This window comes from Actinoplanes sp. NPDC051470 (assembly GCF_040682035.1).
Classification (GTDB): Bacteria; Actinomycetota; Actinomycetes; order Mycobacteriales; family Micromonosporaceae; genus Actinoplanes.
The window spans coordinates 18,915-40,665 of sequence record NZ_JBFBAA010000026.1 but is presented as its reverse complement, the minus strand read 5'-3'; the positions used below and the strand labels follow the sequence as shown (position 1 = coordinate 40,665).

Annotated in this window: 18 protein-coding genes; 11 read left to right on the top strand and 7 right to left on the bottom strand. The window is 71.6% G+C overall.

The window, feature by feature from the left end:
• Positions 1-76 precede the first annotated feature (76 nt).
• From AB0M54_RS34860 to AB0M54_RS34850, 3 genes are read right to left on the bottom strand one after another with little or no spacing between them, the layout of a single operon-like run.
• A complete protein-coding gene (locus AB0M54_RS34860) occupies positions 77-979 on the bottom strand; it encodes a carbohydrate ABC transporter permease (protein ID WP_364329898.1) in 903 nt (300 codons plus the stop codon).
• Complete coding sequence (locus AB0M54_RS34855) at positions 976-1,905, bottom strand: sugar ABC transporter permease (RefSeq protein WP_364329895.1); 930 nt, start codon at positions 1,903-1,905, stop codon at positions 976-978. Before AB0M54_RS34855 ends, AB0M54_RS34860 begins: the two co-directional genes overlap by 4 nt.
• Positions 1,906-1,908: 3 nt before the next feature.
• The gene (locus AB0M54_RS34850) at positions 1,909-3,222 is read right to left on the bottom strand and encodes a sugar ABC transporter substrate-binding protein (protein ID WP_364329892.1); all 1,314 of its coding nucleotides are present in this window, start codon (positions 3,220-3,222) and stop codon (positions 1,909-1,911) included.
• 234 nt (positions 3,223-3,456) lie between these two features.
• On the opposite strand from AB0M54_RS34850, the gene AB0M54_RS34845 reads away from it, so the two are divergent.
• From AB0M54_RS34845 to AB0M54_RS34800, 10 genes are all read left to right on the top strand, one after another.
• Entirely contained in the window at positions 3,457-4,134 is a 678-nt protein-coding gene (locus AB0M54_RS34845; protein WP_364329889.1) for a response regulator transcription factor, read from the top strand.
• Positions 4,127-4,747: a hypothetical protein gene (locus AB0M54_RS34840; RefSeq protein WP_364476035.1), complete on the top strand. Its 621-nt coding sequence runs from the start codon at positions 4,127-4,129 to the stop codon at positions 4,745-4,747. Before AB0M54_RS34845 ends, AB0M54_RS34840 begins: the two co-directional genes overlap by 8 nt.
• Positions 4,744-5,565, top strand: coding sequence for a HAMP domain-containing sensor histidine kinase (locus tag AB0M54_RS34835; RefSeq protein ID WP_364476033.1), 822 nt, complete (start codon positions 4,744-4,746; stop codon positions 5,563-5,565). The genes AB0M54_RS34840 and AB0M54_RS34835 overlap by 4 nt, the downstream gene beginning before the upstream one ends.
• Positions 5,566-5,885: 320 nt before the next feature.
• Entirely contained in the window at positions 5,886-7,046 is a 1,161-nt protein-coding gene (locus tag AB0M54_RS34830; RefSeq protein ID WP_364476032.1) for a hypothetical protein, read from the top strand.
• Positions 7,033-9,390 (top strand): nitrate- and nitrite sensing domain-containing protein, encoded by a 2,358-nt coding sequence (locus tag AB0M54_RS34825; protein ID WP_364476030.1) that lies wholly within the window; start codon positions 7,033-7,035, stop codon positions 9,388-9,390. Before AB0M54_RS34830 ends, AB0M54_RS34825 begins: the two co-directional genes overlap by 14 nt.
• A 15-nt stretch (positions 9,391-9,405) precedes the next feature.
• Positions 9,406-9,864: a roadblock/LC7 domain-containing protein gene (locus AB0M54_RS34820; protein WP_364329877.1), complete on the top strand. Its 459-nt coding sequence runs from the start codon at positions 9,406-9,408 to the stop codon at positions 9,862-9,864.
• Positions 9,861-10,322: a DUF742 domain-containing protein gene (locus AB0M54_RS34815; protein ID WP_364476028.1), complete on the top strand. Its 462-nt coding sequence runs from the start codon at positions 9,861-9,863 to the stop codon at positions 10,320-10,322. The genes AB0M54_RS34820 and AB0M54_RS34815 overlap by 4 nt, the downstream gene beginning before the upstream one ends.
• Positions 10,300-10,905 (top strand): ATP/GTP-binding protein, encoded by a 606-nt coding sequence (locus AB0M54_RS34810; protein WP_364329871.1) that lies wholly within the window; start codon positions 10,300-10,302, stop codon positions 10,903-10,905. Before AB0M54_RS34815 ends, AB0M54_RS34810 begins: the two co-directional genes overlap by 23 nt.
• 57 nt (positions 10,906-10,962) lie before the next feature.
• Positions 10,963-12,879: a KUP/HAK/KT family potassium transporter gene (locus AB0M54_RS34805; protein WP_364329868.1), complete on the top strand. Its 1,917-nt coding sequence runs from the start codon at positions 10,963-10,965 to the stop codon at positions 12,877-12,879.
• Positions 12,880-12,922: 43 nt separating this feature from the next.
• A complete protein-coding gene (locus tag AB0M54_RS34800; protein WP_364329865.1) occupies positions 12,923-13,141 on the top strand; it encodes a hypothetical protein in 219 nt (72 codons plus the stop codon).
• A 9-nt stretch (positions 13,142-13,150) separates the two neighbouring features.
• On the opposite strand, the gene AB0M54_RS34795 is transcribed toward AB0M54_RS34800, so the two are convergent.
• Positions 13,151-15,073 (bottom strand): Xaa-Pro dipeptidyl-peptidase, encoded by a 1,923-nt coding sequence (locus AB0M54_RS34795; protein WP_364476026.1) that lies wholly within the window; start codon positions 15,071-15,073, stop codon positions 13,151-13,153.
• Positions 15,074-15,108: 35 nt separating this feature from the next.
• The gene (locus AB0M54_RS34790; protein WP_364476025.1) at positions 15,109-16,245 is read right to left on the bottom strand and encodes a Fic family protein; all 1,137 of its coding nucleotides are present in this window, start codon (positions 16,243-16,245) and stop codon (positions 15,109-15,111) included.
• Between the two features lie 78 nt (positions 16,246-16,323).
• Between AB0M54_RS34790 and AB0M54_RS34785 the strand changes: the two genes are divergently transcribed.
• Complete coding sequence (locus tag AB0M54_RS34785; RefSeq protein ID WP_364476023.1) at positions 16,324-19,158, top strand: aminotransferase; 2,835 nt, start codon at positions 16,324-16,326, stop codon at positions 19,156-19,158.
• 26 nt (positions 19,159-19,184) lie between these two features.
• Here AB0M54_RS34785 and AB0M54_RS34780 read toward each other — a convergent pair whose 3' ends face one another.
• Both AB0M54_RS34780 and AB0M54_RS34775 read right to left on the bottom strand, forming a co-directional pair.
• Positions 19,185-21,167 carry a M48 family metalloprotease gene (locus AB0M54_RS34780; RefSeq protein WP_364329856.1) on the bottom strand — a complete coding sequence of 661 codons (1,983 nt, stop codon included), beginning with the start codon at positions 21,165-21,167 and terminating at the stop codon, positions 19,185-19,187.
• Positions 21,167-21,640 (bottom strand): hypothetical protein, encoded by a 474-nt coding sequence (locus tag AB0M54_RS34775; RefSeq protein ID WP_364329853.1) that lies wholly within the window; start codon positions 21,638-21,640, stop codon positions 21,167-21,169. The genes AB0M54_RS34780 and AB0M54_RS34775 overlap by 1 nt, the downstream gene beginning before the upstream one ends.
• Between the last annotated feature and the right edge of the window lie 111 nt (positions 21,641-21,751).

Below are 21,751 nucleotides of genomic sequence, written 5' to 3'. Positions count from 1 at the left end.
GAGAACCTCGCATACGTCGATCGATGGGAGCGTTCCCAGGATGATCAACGTATGTTACGAGGACAAGTCTCCGGACTCAGCCTTTGATGCCGGTTTCGGCCACACCCTGCACCAGATAGCGCTGGAGCAGCACGAACACCAGCACCAGCGGCGCGATCGAGACCGCGGCGGCCAGGAACAGCTCGTGCAGATTGATCGTCTGGGCGGTGAGGAACGTGCTCAGCGCCACCTGGACCGTCCACTTCGACGAGTCCTGGCCGACGATCAGCGGCCACAGGAACTGGTTCCAGTTGGTGATGAACGTGATCACCGCGATCGCCGAGAAGAAGGCCCCCGAGTTGGGCACCACGATCCGCCAGAACGAGCCGAACCAGCCCAGCCCGTCGATCCGGGCCGCCTCCTCGAGACCGCGCGGGAAGTTGAGGAAGTACTGCCGGAACAGGAACGTGGTGAAGCCGCTGAACAGGACCGGCACGATGATGCCCTGATAGGTGTCCACCCAGCGCAACTGGGACACGATGATGAACGTCGGTATGAACGTCACGGCCGGCGGGATCATCAACGTGACCAGCACCGCGTAGAAGATCGGGGTGGCCCAGCGGTACGGGATGCGGGCCAGGCCGTAGCCGGCCATCGAGCACAGCAGCAGCATCCCCAGGGTCTGCAGGACGGCCACGATCGCCGAGTTGCCCAGCGCCTGGAGGATGTTGACCGACGGGTCGGTGAACAGCTCCCCGAAGTTCTCCCAGTGCAGGGTGGTCGGGAACAGCTTCCAGTCGGCCGCGGTGATCTCGGTGTCGACCGAGAGCGCGTTGCGGACGATCAGATAGAACGGCACCAGGAAGAGCACGGCCGCGATGGTCAGGACGAGGTAGCGGGCCGAGGTGGCGAGCGCTTCGGCCGGCGTGCGGCGACGGGGGTTGGGCGGTGGCGAGGCCTCGTCCTCGGCGGCCACGGCCGGCGTCGTGGTGACGGTCATTCAGCCCTCCCGAAACCGAAGATCCGGCCCTGTGCCAGCGTCACGATCATGATCAGCAGCGCCAGGATGACGGCGCCGGCCGTGCCGTGCCCGTAGTCCTGGTTGCCCTGCGCCGTGTAGTACAGATAGACCAGCGGTGGCCGGGCGAACGACGAGTTGCCGAGCAGGTTGAAGAACTCGTCGAAGGCCTGGTACGCGTTGATCAACAGGAGCAGCAGGACCGCCACCGACGTCGCCCGCAGCTGCGGGAAGGTGATGTAGCGGAAGGTCTGCCAGCCCCGGCCGGCGCCGTCCACGTCGGCCGCCTCGTAGAGCTCCTTGGGAATCCGCTGGAGCCCGGCGATGAACAGGATCATGTAGAAGCCGAGCTGGAGCCAGAGCCGTACGGTGACGAGCACCAGCCAGTACCAGGGCGGGTCGCTGGAGGCCAGCCAGGCCACGTTGTCCACGCCGAACCAGCCGAGCACGGTGTTGGCCAGGCCGAACCGCACCCCGTTGAAGATGGACAGCTTCCAGACCAGCGAGGCCACCACGTACGAGCAGGCGGTCGGCAGGAAGAACACCGACCGGAAGAACGTGCGCATGAACCGGATCCGGTTGAGCAGCAGCGCCAGCCCCAGCGCCAGCGCGAAGGTCAGCGGCACGATGAACGCGGCGAAGACGGTGAAGGTGACCAGGCTGTCCAGGAACGGGCCGGGCTTGAGCAGGTCGATGTAGTTGCTCAGCCCGACCCAGTCGCCCGGGGTCACGGTGTTCTGGGCCCGCGAGAAGCTCAGGATCACCGACCAGATGATCGGCACGTAGACGAAGACGATCAGGCCGATCAGGAACGGGCCGACGAACACCCAGAACGCCGGGGCGACGCCGCGGACCCGTCCCTTGTTGCGCGCCGGGCTCGGCGGCGCCGCCACTTCGGTGGTGGCCATGCCTCAGCCGAAGAGCCGCTTGAGCTCAGCGTTGACGGCCTTTTCCGCCGTGGCGATGCTGCTGTCGATGTTGGCGCCCTTGCGGACGATCGCGGTGGCGGCGTCGGCGTAGGCGCTGTTCATCTTCGGCGTCCAGGCCGGGTTGGCGGCGACGGCGTAGTCGTTGAAGATCTTCAGCGCGTCGGCGGCCGGGCCCGCCTGGAGCTTGCTCGCCTTGGCGGCCAGCGACTTGCGCGGCGGGACGTGGAACCCGTAGCTGAGGTTGAAGTCCTCCTGGTTCTTGAGGTTCTCGATCCAGAGCCACTTGATGTACGCCTTGGCGGCGTCGACGTTCTTGGCCTTGGCGCTGACCATCGCGCCCCAGCCACCGGCGAAGGTGGACGGCTTGCCGACCGTCTTGCTGAAGGCCGGCCAGGGTACGACGCCGAAGTCGTCACCGACGGCCTTCTGGATGCCGGGCATGGCCCACAGGCCGCACCACTGCATGGCCGCCAGGCCCTGGGTGAACGAGGAGGGGTCCCACCAGTCGGTGGGCGAGCCCAGCAGGATCGACTTGGAGTTGAAGAGCTCCTGCATCTTGGCGAACGACTGCTTGGCCTCGGGGCTGGTGAAGCCGGGCTTGTTGTCGGCCGTGAGGTAGTCGCTGCCGACCGACCAGAGGATCTGGCCGAGCAGCGATCCGCCGCCGAACGCCGGGGTCACGCCGGCGTCGTTGCCGATGAACAGGCCCTTCTGCTCCTTGGTGTTCAGCGCCTTGGACGCCGCGATCAGCTCGTCGATGGTGGTCGGCGGCTGGATGCCGGCCTTGGCCAGGACGCTCTTGCGGTAGTAGAGGACGCCCATGTCGTCGACCATCTTGATCATGTAGATCTTGCCGTCGACGGTGGACGACTTGATGTCCGCCTCGGTGTAGTCGCTCTTCACGTCGGCGATGATGTCGTCCAGCGGCACGATCTGACCGCTTCTGACCTGGTCGATGTTGGGCGTGCTCTCGAAGACGTCCGGTCCCGACGTGGACAGCAGCCCCGAGTTGAGCTTGGAGGTGTAGTCGCCGGGCGTCCACTGGACGTTCACGGCGGCCTTGTCGTACTCCTTGGCGTAGCGCTCGACGGCCTGTTGGGTGCCGGCCTCGCCGTACTGGTGGTACCAGACGTTGAGCGGCGGCTTGGACCCGCTGCCTCCACCGCTGCTGCTGCCGCCGGACAGGCCGGAACTGCCCCCGCTGCACGCGGACAGGATGGGTCCGGCGGCGAGACCCGCCGCGCCGAGGCCGAGCCCTCGAAGGAGTCGTCGGCGATCGATTCCGTGGTCCTCCATGGCCAGCTCCCTGCCTGATTCGAGGCCGGTGAACTCGGCGACCCGAGACCACGACCGGGAACGTTTTGACACATATGAAACATGCTTGCAATCTGGTGCGACCGACCCTAGTACGCGTTCGTCGGCCGCGCACCTATCAAATTGATCACGGCGGTGACCGGGCCGTTCACGGTGCCGGCCGAGCCTGAAGCTCGCTTCAGGTCGGCGATACCGCGGCCTGGCATCATGTCGCCGGTGCGCATACTGCTGGTCGAGGACGAGCGCGACCTGGCCGCCTCGCTGCGGGCCGGGCTCGAGGCCGAGGGGTACGCGGTCGACGTCGCCCACGACGGGCGGGACGGGTGGAACCTGGCCCGGCTGTACCGGTACGACGTGTTCGTCCTCGACCTCATGCTGCCCGGCCTGAACGGCTTCCAGCTGTGCGAGCGCGTCCGCCGGGCCGGCCTCACCGCGCCGGTGCTGGTGCTCACGGCCAAGGACGGGGAGTACGACGAGGCGGAGGCGCTGGACACCGGCGCCGACGACTACCTGACCAAGCCGTTCTCGTACGTCGTCCTGCTGGCCCGGCTCCGGGCGCTCCTGCGCCGCCGGCCCGGACCCGCGCCGACCGAGTTGCGGGTCGGCGACCTGATCATCGACCAGGTCCGGCGCCGCTGCCGGCGTGGCCCGCAGGAGATCCCGCTGACCGCCAAGCAGTTCGCCGTGCTGGTCGCCCTGGCCCGCCGGCCGGGCGAGGTGGTCAGCAAGACGGAGATCATCGAGGAGGTGTGGGACATGGCGTTCGACGGCGACATCAACATCATCGAGGTGTACGTGTCCGCGCTGCGCCGCCGCGTCGACCTGCCGTTCGAGCGCCGCAGCATCGAGACCGTGCGCGGCGTCGGCTACCGGCTGGTCGACGGCCGTGCTTAGGCCGAGGCTCACCTCGGTCCGGGTCCGCACCACGCTCGCCGCGACGGCGGCGGCCGCGATCTGCTTCGGGTCCGGGGCCCTATGGCTGCGCCACGAGCTCTACGACAACCGCTTCCAGGCGTCCACCGCGCAGACCGCGATCGGCGCGCGGGCTCTCGCCGACGCGGACGCCTCCGGTATCGGGCGCCCGCCGGCCGACGGCTCGACCCGGTGGCTCGCGATCGACGGCGACAATCACGTGCGGGCGACCGAGAGCACCGATCGGCGGCGGGCGGCCGGGCTGACCGGCCACGGCGACCTGCCGGCGAAGGTCGACCCGGCGCGGCTGAGGGCCGGCCGCCGGCACCTCGCGAGCGGGATCAGCCAGGTCACGGTCCGGCTCGACGGCCGACCGGCCACGTTCGTCGCCGCGGACGTCCCGGCCGGCACCCGGACGTTCGTCGCCGCGGATGTCCGGGCCGGCGCCCGGACCGGGGTCACCTACTTCGTGCTGGTGTCGCCGGCCGAGGCCGAGGCCGCCGTCGACGCGGTCGACCCGGTCCTGGCCACCGGGTTGCCCGTCGCGGTGCTGCTGGTCCCGCGGTCGCCTGGTTCACCGCGGGGCGGGCCTTGAAGCCGGTCGCCGCCCTGGTCGAGGCGGTGAGCGACGGGCTGGCCGCGATCACCTCGGCCGAACTGGACCGGCGGGTTCCGGTGCCGGACACCGGCGACGAGATCGAGGCGCTCGCGCTGACCGCCAACGCCACCCTGAACCGGCTCGAGGAGGCCGCGGTCCGGCAGCGCCGCTTCATCACCGACGCCGCCCACGAGTTGCGCAGCCCGCTGGCCGGCCTGCGCAACACGGTCGAGGTGGCCCGGGCCGGCGCCTTGGCCGCCGACCGGCCGGCCGCCCTGGACGTCGTGCTGGCGTCGGCGCGGCGGTTGCAGGACCTCACCGAGGACCTGTTGCTGCTGGCCCGGCTGGAACGACCGGGAACGCGGCCGGAACACCACGTCGACCTGGCGGCGATCGCGGAGGAGCAGGTGGCGGAACGGCGGTACGGGGGTGGTGGCCGGGTCGCGTTCACCGCGGTGGTGACCGGTCCGGCGGTGGTGACCGGGGACCAGCTTCAGCTGGAGCGGCTGGTGCGCAACCTGCTGGACAACGCGGACCGGCACGCCCGCGCCGCGGTGACGATCACGGTCTCGGCCGGGGGCGCCGAGGTGGTCACCGAGGTCGTCGACGACGGCGCCGGCATCGCGGCGGCCGACCGTGAGCGGGCGTTCGAACCGTTCACCCGGCTGGACGAGGCCCGGGCCCGGGACGGCGGCGGCTCCGGCCTGGGCCTGGCCATCGTCCAGGACATCGCGGCCCGGCACGGCGGCCGGATCCAGGTCGACAACGCTCCCGGGGCCCGGTTCACCCTCCGGTTTCCGGCCGCCGCGACCTGAGCCCGGCCGCGAGGAGCGGTGATTATACGACTCGCAAGATCACAGGACAAGGTTCGAACATGATCACTGTCTGAACGCCCACCATTCCTAACTGGATCTCCGTAACAATCGGTCAAGGCTCCTTAACTCGTTGCGGTTCAACGTGAGTAAATTCACCCCGACCATCCTGCGGTTTGTTCCCAGGACGGACTGTTTCGGAGCAAGCGCGGTGTTCGCGCCGAGGGTGAGTGAAGATGACTGCAGGGACGCGTCAGCGTCGGCGTGGGTGGCCGTTCGGCTCGATCTCGCGGAGGCTGTACCCACTTGTCATGATTGTTCCGGTGACCTTGCTCTTCTCCATGGTCTGGCAGTCGGTGGGGGAGCAGGTCTCGTTCGCCGACCTCGAGCGTGACGGCGTCCGGTACATCCAGGCGCTGGTGCCGCTGGAGATCGCGCTGGCCAACGCCGAGTCGGCCGCGGTCAGCGGGGCCCCGCCCCAGCGCGAGGTGCTGATCCGCGCGGTCGACGCGGTCGCCGCCGTCGACAGCGAACTCGGTGGCCGGCTGCGTACCCAGGACCGATGGACCGGACTTCGCACCAAGATCGAGTCTCTGCCGGCCAGCGGCACCCCGGCGACGATGATCGACGCCTACAGCGGAACCAACGACCTGCTGCTGGCCCTGATCGACAAGGTACGCAACAACTCGAAGCTGATCCGCGACCCGGACGCCGACAGCTACTACCTGGGTGACGGCGCGGCCCAGGAGCTCCCGGAAGGCATCACCGCTGCCGCCGGCTACACCGATCGCCTGATCAGCGCGGCCGGACTGACCGGGTCGGCCCGGGCCGACGCCCTGGTCGACATCAACGCGGCGCGCTCCGACCTGGTCAGCAATGCTCGCGACCTCACCGACGACGTCCGGCTGGCCGTCGAGGGCACCGGCAGCCGGAGCCTCGGCGGCGCCCTGCTGAACAAGCTCGACCGCTTCAACCGGTCGATCGACAGCCTGCTGCCGCTGATGACGCCGCTGACCTCCGGCCGGGGCCGCATCGACGTGGCCCAGGTCGGGCGGGCCCGCGTCGAGATGCAGGCCGCGGCCGCGGATCTCTCGGCGGCGCTGCTCGACCAGATCGACATCGCGCTGCGCGACCGGCTCTCGTCGCTCAGCCAGCGCCGCCTGCTGACCATCGGGACGCTGGTGCTGGCCGCGCTGCTGATGCTCGCGCCGATCGTGCTGGGCCTGGTCCGGCGCGACCGGGGCACGACCGCGGGCCGGCCGGACCGGCCGGCGCCGCCACCGGGTCCCGGCCGGTCGGCTCCGGCGCGCCCGGCTCCGGCCCATCAGGCGCCGGCGCATCCGGCCCCGGCCCATCAGGTTTCGGCGCGCCAGCCGGCCATGCACCAGACCGCCGCGCCGCCGGCCCAATGGCCCCCGGCCCGGACCGCGGCCGCGTCCGACCCGGAGTTCGCACGATGGGAGCGTTTCGGTGCTCCTCAGTAGGCTCCGCATCCGCGGCAAGCTGACCCTGCTGGTGATGATCCCGCTGCTGGCGATGGCGGGCCTGGTCGTGCCGGTGGTCCGCGGCCTGGTCGCCGACGCCGGGCAGGCGACCGAGATCGACAACGCGGCCACGGTGGCCGGCCGGATCGGCGGGCTGCTCCAGGACCTGGAGCGCGAGCGGCTGCTCTCGGTCGGGTTCGTGCTCGGTGTGGTCGACGAGGACGACCTCACCCTGCAGACCGCGCTGGTCACCGACCGGGTCCTCGACGTCCGGGAGGATCTGGGCGACGAGGTGCCGCCCGCGCTGGGCGCGGTGACCGAGGCGCCGATGGTCGCGATGCGCAGCCGGGTGCGGCTCAAGCGGATCCCGCCGCAGGAGATCCTCGACCGGTTCGGTCCGGTGCTGGACGGCCTCATCGAGTCACTCGAGCTGGTGCGGCACGCCGACGCCGACACCGCCGCCGGCCGGCAGCTCATCGCGCTGGACGCGTTGCTGCGGATGGACGAGGCCAGCACCGAGAGCACCGCCCAGCTAGCCATCATGGCCGGCGGCAACGTCGGGCGCCAGGACGTGAAGTACCACGAGGAACGGGCCGAGTACGACACCAACCTGGCCCGGTTCGCGGCCTTCGCCACCGAGCCCCAGCAGCGCCTGTACGACCTGGTCACGGCCGCCTTCGACCAGCGTGTCGGCGACAACTTCGAGGACGATTTCGAGGCCGATCCGAACGGCACGATGGCCGGGCTGCCGATCGGCACGCTGTTCCCGGCCCTCCAGTCGTTCAACTCGCTCGGCAGCTTCGTCGAGAAGCGCCTCGTCGACGACGTCACCGCCCTGGTCTCGGACCAACGGCAACGGCAGCTGACCACCGCGTACGGTATCGGCGCCCTGGCCCTGTTCGTGCTGCTCGCCGTGCTGATCCTGGTGGCCGCGGTGGCCCGGGCCGTGGCGGTGCCGCTGATCCGGCTCAGCCGCTCGGCGGCCCAGGTGGCCGAGGCCGGCGAGACGGAACTGCGGCGGGTCGCCGACGACGAGAGGGAGACGGTCGAACCGGTGCACCTCGAAGTGCTCCAGGTGAGCTCGAACGACGAGATCGGCGACCTGGCCCGCGTCTTCGAACGGGTGCAGAGCACCTCGTCGCAGCTGGTCGAGCGCCAGGTGCTCAGCCGGCGCAACGTCGCCGAGATGTTCGGCCACATCGGCCGGCGTACCCAGAACCTGGTCGGCGGGCAGGTGAGCCTGATCGACGAGCTGGAGAACGAGGAGGCCAACCCGGACCGGCTGGCCAAGCTCTACCGGCTCGACCACATCGCCAACCGCCTGCGGCGCAGCGCCGACAGCCTGGTCGTGATCTCCGGGTCCGAGCGGGAGGAGAGCCACCGGTCCCCGGTCCGGCTGGTCGACGTGGTGCGGCTGGCCCTGGCCGAGATCGAGGAGTACACCCGGGTCGACGTCGACGTCCCGCTCGACCTGTCGGTGGCGCCCGCCCTGGTCAGCGACCTGGTGCTGATCTGCGCCGAGCTGCTCGAGAACGCGACCAGCTACTCCCCGCCGCACACCCGGGTGAGCGTCAGCGCCCGGGCCGTGCCGGACGGCGTCCGGCTGGTCGTCGTCGACCACGGCATCGGCATGCCCGACGAGCGGCTCACCGAGGAGAACGCCCGGATCGCCCGCCGCGAGCGGCTCGACCTGGTGCCGAGCCAGGTCCTCGGCCTGTTCGTGGTCGGCCGGCTGTCCCGGCGCCACGGGCTCGAGGTCGCGCTGGCGCACACGCCCGGCGGTGGAGTCACCGTCGGCGTGAACATCGGTGACGCGCTGCTGGCCGGCGATCCCGTGGCCCCGGCGATGCCGGTGTCGCCGGCCGTGCCGGTACGGCAGATCGTGCCCGCCCCGGCCGTGGTCCCGCTGACCGAGTGGTCACCGTCGCCGTGGGACGACGCCGGCCCGGCCGGGACCGTGCCTCGGAGCCCCGGCGGGCTCCAGCCCACCGAGACCGAGGCGCTGTCCCGGGTCAGCGACCTGATGCGGCGCGAGCAGTTCTCCTGGAACGCGTTCGAGGTCGTCCGCAGCCTGCCCGCGGCGCCGCCGCGCCAGGAAGCGCCCCCGCCCCCACCCGCACGGCCCGAGCCGCCCGCGCCGCAGCCGGTGGCCGACGCCGACGGCCGGTCGCTCAGCCGGCGCGTGCCCGGCGCCACCCTGTCCCCGCACGACCCTCCGCCGGCCCGGGCCGCCGGTCTGTCCTCGGTCGAGCAGGACCCGGACGCGGCCCGCAGCCTCATCGAGCAGATCGAGTCGGGGGTGGCGCGCGCGCTCCACGACGCATCGCACCGGAACCACCAGTGAAAAGGGAGCACCACGATGGACGGCATCCATACTCACGACCGCAACATCCCGGTCGTGGAGTACAGCGCCGAAGTGAAGACGTTCAACTGGCTCCTCGGCTCCTTCACCACCCGGACGGCCGGTGTGGAGGAGGCGATCGCGGTGTCGTCGGACGGTCTGCTCATGGCGAAGGCGTCCAAGCGGGACCGGGGCAGCTCCGACCGCCTGGCCGCGGTGGTGTCGGGCATGACCAGCCTCGCGGGCGGCGCGGCCGAGTGGTACCGGCTGGGCGCGCTGAACCGGGTCGTGGTCGACCTGGCCGACGGCTTCCTGCTCGCCACCACGATCAGCCGGGGTTCCGTGCTCGGCGTGATCGCGAGCCGGTCGGCCAACCTCGGCACCGTGGCGTACGAGATGACGCTCTTCGGCTCGCGGGCAGGAGCGACCCTCACGCCGGGCCTGATCGCGGAACTGAAGAGAGCCGCGCAGATGTGAGCGAGCCGATCGGGAGAATCCCCCCGTACCTGCGGACCCCACCGGCCGGCGCGGCGCCGGCCCCACCTCCGCCCCCGATCCACCACGACGCGGGTCACGCCGGCGGCGACCAGGTCCGGCAGCGCCCGTTCGTGCTGACCTCGGGCCGGGTCAACGCGGTCGACCGCGAGATCGAGTTCGAGACCCAGGTGACGCTGCGGCCCTACGACCCGCGGACCGGCCGGGTGCCGCTCGCCTCGCTGGGCCCGGAGATGCAGGCGATGGTCGCGCTGTGCCAGGAGCCGACCTCGGTCGCCGAGATCTCCGCACGGCTGCGCCTGCACCTCGGCGTCACCAAGATCCTGGTCGCCGACCTGCGCGCCGCGGGCTACCTCGACGTCCACGTGGCCGACACCATGAGCCCCCATTCCCCCGAACTCATCCTGCGAGTGATGCGTGGACTACGTGCGATCTCCTGACGCGGCCGTCACGACCCGGCGACCGCCGGTCCCAGTCAAGATCATCGTCGCCGGCGGCTTCGGCGTCGGCAAGACGACCACGGTGCGGTCGATCTCCGAGATCGCCCCGCTGACCACCGAGGCCGAGATGACCGAGGTGTCGGTCGGCGTCGACCGGACGCGGTCGGAGAGCCTGAAGACCACCACCACGGTGGCCATGGACTTCGGCTGCGTGACCATCGACCACAGCCTCAAGCTCTACCTGTTCGGCACGCCCGGTCAGGACCGGTTCGGCTTCATGTGGGACGACCTGATCAACGGCGCGCTGGGCGCGCTCGTCGTGGTGGACTGCTCCCGGCTGGACGACTGCTTCCAGGCCGTCGACTACTTCGAGCGGGCCGGGCTCCCGTTCGCGGTCGCGCTGAACACCTTCGACGGCCGGCTCCCGTACGACATCACCGAGGTCCGCTGGGCCCTGGCCGTCAACGACCGGGTGCCGGTGGTGGCCTTCGACGCCCGGACGCGCACCTCGGTCCGCGACGCCCTGCTGGTCGTCCTCGAGAAGGCCCTCGACCAGGTCCTGCACCCCGCGGCCCCACGTTAGCGTTAAGAAGGCGTCAAGAGGCGGACGGGCCCGGGCCGGGTCGCGCATCCTGGCGGGATGAACGTGAGCGGGCGGGACCCCGTGCGTCTGGCCGTCGTGGTCGGGGCGCTCGGTGTGGTGTTCGGGGACATCGGCACCAGCCCGATCTACACCCTGCAGACCGTGTTCAACCCGGAGGACCCCCATCCCGTGCCGGTGAGCACGGGCAACGTGTACGGGGTGGTGTCCCTGGTGTTCTGGTCCATGATGATCATCGTCACGGTCACCTACATCCTGCTGGCGATGCGGATCGACAACGACGGCGAGGGCGGCATCATGGCGCTCATCGCCCTGGTCCGCCGCCGGGGCGCCCAGCAGGGCCGCCGCACCGCCGTGGTGCTGGCCGCGGTCGGCCTCTTCGGCGCCTCGCTGTTCTTCGGCGACAGCATGATCACCCCGGCCATCTCGGTGCTCTCCGCGGTCGAGGGCCTGAAGGTCGTCGAGCCGTCGCTGGGCGCCCTGGTCGTGCCGATCACCGCGGTGATCATCGTGGTGCTGTTCGCCGTGCAGCGGCGCGGGACGGCCGCGGTCGGCCGGGTCTTCGGGCCGGTGATGATCCTCTGGTTCGTGGTCATCGGGCTGTGCGGGGCGATCGGCGTCGCCGGAAATCCGGCGATCCTCCGGGCGCTGTCGCCGACGTACGCGATCGGCTTCCTGACCGGCCACTTCGGCATCGCGTTCTTCGCGCTGGCCGCGATCGTGCTCGCGGTGACCGGCGCCGAGGCGCTGTACGCGGACCTGGGCCACTTCGGCCGGCGCCCGATCAGCCGGGGCTGGCTGTTGCTGGTCTTCCCGGCCGGTGTCCTCAGCTACCTCGGCCAGGGCGCGCTGATCCTCGAGGACCCGGCCAACATCAGCAGCCCGTTCTTCCTGCTGGTGCCCGAGTGGGGCCGGCTGCCGCTGGTGCTGCTGGCCACGGCGGCCACGGTGATCGCCGCCCAGGCGGTGATCACCGGCGCGTTCTCGGTCGCGTCCCAGGCGGCCCAGCTCGGTTACCTGCCGCGGCTGCGGATCGCGCACACCTCGGAGTCGTCGATCGGCCAGATCTACGTGCCGTGGATCAACTGGCTGCTGCTGGTGTCCGTACTCACCCTGGTCTTCGCCTTCCGTTCCTCGGCCGCGCTGGCGTACGCCTTCGGCATGGCCGTCACCGGCACGATCACCATCACCACGCTGCTGTTCTTCTATGTCGCCCGGTGGAAGTGGAACGCGCCGCTGTGGCTGATCGGCGTCGGCGCGACCGCCCTGCTGCTGGTGGACCTGCTGTTCGTGGCGGCCAACCTGACCAAGCTGGCGCACGGGGCCTGGCTGCCGCTGCTGATCGGGCTCACCGCGTTCACCCTGATGACGACCTGGCAGCGCGGCCGGCAGATCGTCACGGCCGAGCGGGAGCGGCGCGAAGGATCGCTGCGCGAGTTCATCGACGACCTGCGGGACAACGCGTCGTCGATCGCGCGGGTGCCGGGCACCGCGGTCTTCCTGAACCGCGGCAAGCTGACCGCGCCGCTGGCCATGCGGGCCAACGTCGAGCACAACCGGGTCCGCCACGACCAGGTCGTGATCCTGTCGTTGCAGACCGAGCCGGTGCCGCGGGTGCCGGCCGAGGACCGGATCAGCGTCGACGACCTCGGGTACGACGAGGACGGCATCATCCACGTCATCGCCCGGTTCGGGTACATGGAGACCCCGGACGTGCCGGCCACCCTGCGCACCCTCGCGACCTCGTCGGCCGAGGCGACCGAGGGGCCGCTGCAGCTGGATCAGGCGTCGTACTTCCTGTCGAAGATCGAGCTCCGGTCGGGCCACGGGCCGACGATGGCGGCGTGGCGGAAGCGGCTGTTCGTGGCCACCTCCTACGTCACCGCGGACGCCGCCGAGTACTTCGGCCTCCCCCGGGACCGCACCGTCATCATGGGTTCGCACATCGAGGTGTGACCAAGATTGCAACGTCGCACCCTGGTTGTTCGTAGGTAAGACGGTGAAGAGCCTGCTGGCCGACGCGCCCTCGATCGAGCCGGCCCCGGAGCGTGACCCCGGGGCCGTGCTCGATCATCTCGTCCGCCGCGGCGTGCGCTACACCACCTGGGCCGGGTGGCAGCGCCTGGACGCGCATGAGATCGCCCTCGGCGTGCCACACGACCGCAAGCGGATCAAGGTCGTCGACCGCCAGGAGCTGATCGACATCTGCGCCTCGTAGGACCGCCCATCAGGGCAGCTGACGCAGATCCGGGCGGCGGAGCGACGACGTGGCCGGAGCCGGCGCGGTCTTCACCTGGGGCGCCGTGGCGCCCGCCGGCGGCAGTGAGCCACTGGCCACCGGCAGCGTGAGCGAGCTGCCGGCCAGGTCCAGGCTCAGGGTCGCGCCCATGGTCGACGGGGTCGAGTACTCGTTGTCGCTCTGCTGCAGGATCAGCCCGAGGACGTGCCCGGTGCGCACGATCTGGTCGGTGGCCTGCAGCGGAACGTCGATCGTGTACCAGCGGCCGGGCGTCAGCGGGGTCCGGAACCGCAGCGACACGTGGTGGGCCGCGTCCTGCCAGCCGCGGGTCAGCACCGCGTGGTCATCGGTGACCACGTCCTCGGCCGTGTCGAGGTAGCAGGCGTCGTCGGCCGCGGTCGACGATCCCCAGCACGACTCGGTGCCCAGCGTGGTGATGCCCTCCTCGGGTCCCTGGTAGTTCACCCGGGCCGCGGTGCCGTAGTCGACCAGCCGCGCGGTCAGCTCGGTCGTCGGCCGGTCCACCTTGACCTTGAGCGTGGCCGTGGGGATGCCGGAGAGCCGCAGGTCGCGACGCAGGGGAGCGGACAGGAAGGCGACCCGGCCCGGTACCGGCGTGTTCGGGGTGGCGGTGGCCTCGGCCTCGAACAGGTCGGGGTTGTCGGTCCAGGTGCGCTTCGCGTTTCCGGAGGAGCCGCCGAGCGTGCCCGTCACACCGTCGCCGTTGCCCAGGCCGACCCGCACCGGGCGGGTGCCGGCGGCCGGCCAGGTGCGCTGGTCGACCCAGGTGCCGGGCGCGGTCTCGACGCTGGCCTGCGGCGCCCGGTCGATGCCGTTGCGCAGCCCCTGCAGATAGAAGTCGAACCAGCGGTGCAGCGTCTCGACCCAGGCGGCGCGGCGGAAGTCGAACGGGTCGACATGGCCCTGCTGCGCGAGCCAGATCTTCTTCGGCGTACGCAGGGCGCTCCACCAATGGGCGAACTGCGAGGTGGTGACGTTGGTGTCGTTGACGCCGTGCACCACGAACACGCTGGCCTTCACCCGGCTCGCCTTCGGGCGGTAGTTGCGCTCGGCCCAGAAGGCGTTGAGGTCGCCGGTGTCGTCCCCGCTCCCGGTGGCCAGCTCCGCCAGGTTGGCCGTGCACGCCTCGGGCCGGCTGCTGACGTACTCGCTGAGGAAGGTGGCGTAGCCCGGGGAGCGGATGACGCCGTTGAAGCGGGTGTAGTCGTACCAGCTGGAGATGCCGGCGATCGGCACGATCGTCTCGAGCCCCTCGACGCCGGTCGCGGCCACGCCGTTGGCGATCGACCCGTCCCACGACTTGCCGATCATGCCGACCTTGCCGTTGGTCCACCGGGTGGCCACCGCCGCGCTGCCGTCGGCGTACGTGGCCCGGGCCCGGCCGTTGAGCCAGTCGACGACCGCCTTGGCCCCGAGCACCTCGTTCCGGCCGCCGACGTCCTCACAGCCGGTGGAGCGGTTGGTGCCCGGCAGGTCGACGGCGACGAAGGCGTACCCGCGGGGCACGAAGTAGTTGTCGTAGAACAGCGGTTCCTTGGCGATGGTTCCGTTCGCGTCGTACTCCTTGAGCTCGCCCTCGTTGCCGCGGCCGCAGCACGCGTAGTAGGGCGAGGCCTCCATGACCACGGGCACGCGCTGGTGCGCGGCCGCCGTCTCCCGAGGGCGGACGAGATCGACCGCGACCTTGTCCGGAACGCCGTCGAGGTCACCGTCCAGGGTGGTCTGCACCCAGACGCTCTCCCGGATGGCGTTCTCGTACGAATAGGCCGGCACTGTGCTGGTCCCGCGCACGTGCGGGGCGGTGGGCGCTGCTTGCGCCGGCGCCGCCGCAAGGGCGAGCGCGGTCGCCGCCCCCGCGACGGCGGCCAGGATGGTCTTCATCATGCTCATCGATGTAAGGGCACGGAGCCCAGGACCGCAATACGCTAGGCGTCCTCGTACGGATCGCGCCCCGGTCCGCGAACGGCCGCGGCGGCCGCCTCCGCGACATCGACGGCCGCGCCGCCCAGCGTGTAGACCCGTGTCGTCGCGTTGCCGCGCGGGGCCAGCAGCCTCGCCCGCGTCAGCGCCTGGATGTCCCGGATGGCCTGGTCACGGCTGAGACCTTCGTCCTGCTGATAGGTGGTCCGCCGGACCTCGCCCAGCGCCGCGGCGTAGAGGGCGGACACCACACGCTCGGGCAGCCCCTGGTCCCCGGCCAGGCGCGCGAGGTCGTTCCACAGGCGAACGGTCCAGTCGTACCGCCGCTTCACCCGCTGGGCCTGCTGATGATGGGCGCTGAACACGAACCTGAGCCACGGGTGGGCGTCGCGTTCCGGCCGGAAACGTCCCTGCTGTACGGACCGGAGCGCCTGGTAGTACCGGACGGTGTTGATCTGGTCGCCCAGCCATTCCTCGATCGAGGAGAATTCCGGGGCCAGCTCTCCGACGCGGGCCAGCACCGTGGTGTGCAGCGCTCGTGCCGTGCGGCCGTTGCCGTCGCGCCAGGGGTGGATGCCCACCAGGTTCAGGTGAGCCAGGGCCGCTCGCGCGTACGCCGGCGCGTCGAGATCTCCACTCCGTAGCCACTCGACCAGCTCGCCCATCAGCCCCGGGACCACCTCGGCGTCCGGACCGGTGTAGGCCGGCTCCAGCGGGTCGCCACCGCTCACATAGATCCCGCCGGCGCGGTAGCGGCCCGGCCACTTCGAGGGCTGATACTTCGTGATCATGAAGTGCAGCGCCGAGAGCAGCGTCTCCGAGTAGTCGAAGAAGCCCATCGCCGGTGTCTGTCGCACATAGGTCATCGCGTCCCGATAGCCGATGACCGCCTGTTGCGTCTCCTCGCCGGCCTCGGTGGACATGGGCGCGTGCTCCACCAGGGCCCGGGCGTCCGAGCCGCTGATGGTGATGTTCTCGATGGTGTTGGAGCCCTGGATCGCCGCCGCGAAGAGGCTTCGGCGCAGCTGGCCCTCCCAGCGAGGCTTGGACCGCAGCTGGGCGCGAAGCTCGGACCGCATCTCGCTCAGCTCGTCCAGAACCCGAGCGTCGGCGGCGTCCAGCGTGGGCATCGCGTACAGCATGCTCCTATGCTACAACGCAAGTAGCATCTTTGTTGCGTGGGAGATGACGAGGACCTTTGGGGCCGGGACGGGTGAGCCATGACGAGCACGTTCGACTTCTTCGAGCACGACGCGCTGCCCGCGCCCGACCTGCCGGTGGATGAGGCGCGCTCGCTGGTGGCCCACCGGTGGGGGATCGAGGGTACGGTCACCGCGCTCGGCAGCCAGCAGGACGCGAACTTCCGGGTCGGCGGACCGGCCGGCGCGTACGTCCTGAAGATCGCCAACCCGGCCTTCACCGAGGCCGATGCCGCGGCCCAGGAGAGCGTCGCGGCGCACCTCGCGGACTGTGAACCCGGCTTGCTGGTGCCCTCCTCGCGGCCGGGTCTCGATGGCCGGGCGCTGCAGATGGTGACGGTCGGTGGCCGACCGGCCGTGGCCCGGCTGATGAGCTTCCTCGACGGGGGAGTGCTCAGCGAGAGCCGTTACCTGGCGCCGGCCGTCGTCTCCTCGTTGGGTGATCTGGCCGGTCGGGTGTCCCGGGCGCTGTCCACATTCGACGGCGAGGTGCCGGTTCGGGCCCTGCAATGGGATCTGCGCCATGCCGCCGGCGTGGTGATCAAGCTGGCCGGCCACGTCGCCGTGCCGGGCGGCGCCGACCTGGTGCGTGCCGCCGCGTCGCGGGCCGGCCGGGTGCTCGACCCGTACCGGGAAAGCCTTCCGGTGCAGGCGATCCACGGCGACCTCACCGACGACAACGTGATCGCCGCCGCGGATCGGGCCGGACGGCGGCATCCGGCCGGTGTCATCGACTTCGGCGACCTGACCCGGAGCTGGGCGATCGCCGAGCTGGCCGTGACCCTCTCCTGCCTGCTCTCCTACGACGCGCCGGATCTGAGCGTGGTCGTCCCGGCCGTCCGCGCGTACGACCGGATCCGGCCGATCTCCGACGACGAGCTGGCCGCGCTGTGGCCGCTGGTGGTGCTGCGGGCCGCGTCGCTCGTGGTCAGCGGGCAGCACCAGGCGCACATCGACCGGGAGAACGCCTACGCGACCGGGAACCTGGACCGCGAGTGGCGCATCTTCGAGCGGGCGGTCTCGGCGCCGATCGAGGTGATGACCGCCCTGATCCGCGGTGCGCTTCGCCCCGGTGAGTCGCCGGCGCCGATCGCCGGTGACCGCATCGTCGGCGGGGGTGCGCCCCTCGACCTCTCCACGACCAGTCCCGCACTGCACGGCGGTGCTTTCCTCTCGTACACACCGCCCGACGGGTTTGTGCCCTACCTCCAGCCGCGTTTGACCAGGACGGTCCTCAACGCCGCCACCACGCCCGCGACGGTCGGGCTGGGCGTCGAAGTCGTTGCGCGGGAGAGCCTGCATGCCCCCTGGGCGGGCGTCGCCGAGCGACACGATGACGCCGTCGCGATCCGCGCTACGGATCGCCCGACGTTGTGGCTCAGCGGGGCGGATCTCGCTGATGGCGCGCCGGTTTCTCCGGGGCAGTCGATCGGGCGTGGCCCCGCCAGGATCCAGCTCTGTTCGCTGGCCGAGCGGCCGCCGTTCTTCGTGACCGCCGCGATGGCGCGGGCGTGGGCGGCCGTCTGCCCTGATCCGACGCCGCTGATCGGTTCGGCCGGCGGAGTTCCGCCATCGGACGGCGCTCTTCTGGACCGGCGGGACGCGGCCTTCGCCACGGTTCAGGAGCACTACTTCGAGGCGCCGCCACAGATCGAGCGCGGCTGGCGGCACCACCTGTTCGACATGGACGGCCGGTCGTACCTGGACATGCTCAACAATGTGGCGATCCTCGGCCACGGGCACCCGCGGCTGGCCGAGGCGATCGAGCAGCAGTGGCGGCTGCTCAACACCAACTCACGGTTCCACTACCGGGCCGTGGTCGAGTTCGCCGAGCGGCTGGCCGCGCTCTGCCCCGATCCGCTGGATACCGTGTTCCTGGTCAACAGCGGCACCGAGGCGGTCGACCTGGCCCTGCGGTTGGCCTGGGCGAACACCGGACGGCAGGACGTGGTCGCGGTGCGCGAGGCCTACCACGGCTGGTCCTACGCCACCGACGCGATCTCCACCTCGGTGGCCGACAACCCTGGCGCGCTCGGCAGCCGCCCGCCCTGGGTCCACACGGTCGCCGCGCCCAACTCGTTCCGCGGCGAACACCGCGGAGATCGGGCCTTCCGGTACGCGGAAGACGCCGTCGCGTACGTCGAAAGGATGGTCGCGGACGGCCGGCCGCCGGCGGCGTTCCTGGCCGAGCCGTTCTACGGCAACGCCGGGGGAGTGCCGTTGCCGGACGGCTACCTGGCCCGGGTGTACGCCGCGACCCGGGCGGCCGGCGGCCTGTGTGTGGCCGACGAGGTCCAGGCCGGGTACGGCCGGCTCGGCGCCCACTTCTGGGGCTTCGAGCAGCAGGGCGTCGTGCCCGACATCGTGACCGTGGCCAAGGCGATGGGCAACGGGCACCCGCTGGGCGCGGTCATCACCACCAGGGCCATCGCCGACGGCTTCCGCGGCCAGGGCTACTTCTTCTCGTCCGCCGGCGGCAGCCCGGTCAGCAGCGTCGTCGGCCTGACCGTGCTCGACGCACTGCGCGACGAGGGCCTGCAGGAGAACGCCCGCGAGGTCGGCGAGCACCTGCGGCAGCGGCTGCTCGCGCTGGCCGGCCGGCACGAGATCATCGGCGCGGTGCACGGGATGGGGCTCTACCTCGGCGTCGAGCTGGTCCGCGACCGCGGGACCCTGGAACCGGCGCCGGAGGAGACCGCCGCCATCTGTGAACGCCTGCGCGAACTCGGCGTCATCATGCAGCCGACCTCGGACCGGATGTGCGTGCTGAAGATCAAGCCGCCCCTGGGCATCGGGCGGGCCGAGGCCGACTTCTTCGCCGACACCCTCGGCCGCGTCCTCAGCGAGGGCTGGTGAGTATTGCCCTCCCGCCGTACGCGGCACTACTGAGGGTGGCGGCGCCGGGCCGGTAGGAGCAGGGCGATCAGCCCGCCGGCCAGATAGACCGGGCCGAGCGCGGCGAGCGCCGAGGTGAGGTACTGGCCGGCCGCCGCGCCGGGGTGGCCCCAGTCCTGGGCCCAGCGCAGCCAGATCGCCGCGCCGATCAGGAGGGTGGCGGCCGGGGCGAGGGCCATCGCCGGGACCAGCCCGGCCGCGCCGCGGCGGGCGAGCAGGACGGCCACGACCGCGCCGCCGGCCGCCATCATCGCCCACAGGTCGCGGTGCAGGACGGTCGCCTGGTCGGCGGGGCTGGTGACGACCAGCCACCGGACGGCCAGCGCGGCGGCCGCGGGCACGAGGACCAGCAGGGCGGCCCGGGAACGGCCGGGCCGATCGGCGGTCCAGCGGAACGCGAGCACCCCCAACACCACCACCGTCAGCGCGCCGGGCCGGCTCATGGCGTAGTAGCCCAGGGTGTCCCGCACCCCGGCCGCCCAGCCACCGGACGCGGGCACCAGCGAGAAGATGTCGCAGCTGATCCAGAGGGCGCCGGTGAACAGCAGCGTGTTCAGGACCGCGATCGCCGCCCAGGTCGGGCCGGCCACGGGAGCGCCGGCCGTGCGCCGGGCCCAGGCGCGGGCCAGCAGGCCGGCCACGGTGGCGGCCGCGCCGATCGCCGGCGGCAGCATGGCCAGCATCCGGGCGCTGTCGAACACGCCCTGCCCGACCGCCGGCGTCCCGGCGACGTGGGCCAGCAGGCCGGCGGCGGTCGCGGCGGCCAGGGCCACCGAGGTGGCGCGCAGCCGCATCGGCCGGCCGGTGCGCTCGGCGACCAGGGCGGCCCGCCACAACGCGGTGCCCCAGGCCAGCGCGAACAGGATGCCCGCGACCAGGCCGGTCAGGTGGGTGGATTGGGAGAGCACGCCGTTGTCGGGGTTCACCGGCAGGGCGAGATGCAGGACCGGCGTCATCATCGCGATCAGCAGGCCGGCCGCCGCGGCGTCCAGGGGACGCAGTTCCATGGTGCGATGCGGGTCGTCGAGGGCCTGGAGGCGGCGCCGGGGCGAGGGGTGGATCGCCTGGAGGCGGCGCCACCACGAGGGCCGCGGCGCCGGCGCGTCGCCCAGCAGGCCCCGCAGCCCGGCCTCGTCACCCGCGGCGGCGGCCAGGTCGGCCTCGTGCTCCCGGGACCGGAGCACAGCCGCCGCCACGGTGGCCGCCACGAGCAGCAGGAGCAGGCTGCGCAGCGTGTAGTTCAGGTAGAAGGCGCGGGCGAACATGCTACGCAGCGCGCCCAGCGGGTCGTCGGCCAGCTCGGCCCGATAGGTCAGCAGGATTGGGAGGTTGATCAGCAGCAGGGGTGTGAGCAGGGCCGGGATCAGCGCCCACCACATGCCGCGGGTGAGCCACACCAGCGTGACGTCGCCGGCGCGGACGTGGGCGGCCTCGTGCCGGAGGACCGCGTCGATCTGCCCGGGCGGCAGGCGGCGCAGGCCCCGCGGAAGGATGATCCGGGTGCCGCGGAGCGTGCGTACGGTGAACGCCTCCTGCAACTGCCCGCCGCCGAAGAACACCGCGGGCGGGCGTGGCAGCCGGAGGCGCCGGGCCGCCTCGGCGAACCGGCCGGCGATCTCGGCCTCGGCCGGGCGTAACGGTCCGGCCCGCCGCAGCAGCCGGTACGGCAGGAGCACCATCAGCATCGCCCCCAGCAGCAGCACGGCCAGCGCCCCGGCGAAGGTGTACCCGGCCCGGTCCTGCTCCACCGCGCTCACGCACCGCAGGTAGATCGCGCTGGTGGCGACGTCGGGCACCGCGTCGAGCGGGCGTCCGGCGGCGCACCCCTTGACCACCTTCAGCCACCGCGGACCCTGGAGCGCGTTGAACGTGGTCTGCCCGGCGAACAGGCCGGCCGCGGCCAGCAGCAGCAGGATCGCGCCGTACCGGGCCACGCCGGGTGACGGGAGCCGGGGCGCGGCCATCGTCATCAGGCGGGCCGGTCCCGGCGTCGCATCGCGGCCACGATCTGCGTCGCGGTCGCCTCGGCCAGCTCGGGCCGCATGCCGCGCTCGACCAGCAGCGTGACCCAGAGCGAGGTGAGCTCGTCCCAGACGGCCTCGGGGTCCGTGCCGACCGTGTTCGCGGCTGCGCCGCGGCCGAACACCTTCGCGATCTTCTCGTACGCCGCGGCGCTCAGCCGTGACATGGCCCCCTCGACCAGGTTCGTGGCGGCCGCGGCGGCCACGAACGACAGGGCCGAGACCAGCAGGGGCGTGGCCGCGGCGAGGTCGATGCCGGTGCCGACCGGCGCCCGCAGCCGCCGGAGGTCGGTGCCGCCGGTCGCCAGCTCTCGTGGCAGCAGGTCGAGTTCGTCCGGGTAGGCCGCGGTCACCACCTCGGTGGCGATCGTGGCCACCATGGGGTCGGTGCGGGTGGTGGTCGCGCGGCGTAGTCCGAACAAGCTGTCCTCCGGTGGCTGGTCGGGCCGGCCGAAACTGTCACAGCGACGGGCTTGATCGCAGATTCGTGAAACCCGCCAGGCCCGACAATCCGCCGCTATCCGGACCGGGCT

What these genes read in the sequence shown, in the direction of transcription:
- AB0M54_RS34860 (WP_364329898.1), bottom strand. Translation starts at nt 979, where the DNA reads ATGACCGTCACCACGACGCCGGCCGTGGCCGCCGAGGACGAGGCCTCG.
- AB0M54_RS34855 (WP_364329895.1), bottom strand. Translation starts at nt 1,905, where the DNA reads ATGGCCACCACCGAAGTGGCGGCGCCGCCGAGCCCGGCGCGCAACAAG.
- AB0M54_RS34850 (WP_364329892.1), bottom strand. Translation starts at nt 3,222, where the DNA reads ATGGAGGACCACGGAATCGATCGCCGACGACTCCTTCGAGGGCTCGGC.
- AB0M54_RS34820 (WP_364329877.1), top strand. Translation starts at nt 9,406, where the DNA reads ATGGACGGCATCCATACTCACGACCGCAACATCCCGGTCGTGGAGTAC.
- AB0M54_RS34805 (WP_364329868.1), top strand. Translation starts at nt 10,963, where the DNA reads ATGAACGTGAGCGGGCGGGACCCCGTGCGTCTGGCCGTCGTGGTCGGG.
- AB0M54_RS34795 (WP_364476026.1), bottom strand. Translation starts at nt 15,073, where the DNA reads ATGAGCATGATGAAGACCATCCTGGCCGCCGTCGCGGGGGCGGCGACC.
- AB0M54_RS34790 (WP_364476025.1), bottom strand. Translation starts at nt 16,245, where the DNA reads ATGCTGTACGCGATGCCCACGCTGGACGCCGCCGACGCTCGGGTTCTG.
- AB0M54_RS34785 (WP_364476023.1), top strand. Translation starts at nt 16,324, where the DNA reads ATGACGAGCACGTTCGACTTCTTCGAGCACGACGCGCTGCCCGCGCCC.
- AB0M54_RS34780 (WP_364329856.1), bottom strand. Translation starts at nt 21,167, where the DNA reads ATGACGATGGCCGCGCCCCGGCTCCCGTCACCCGGCGTGGCCCGGTAC.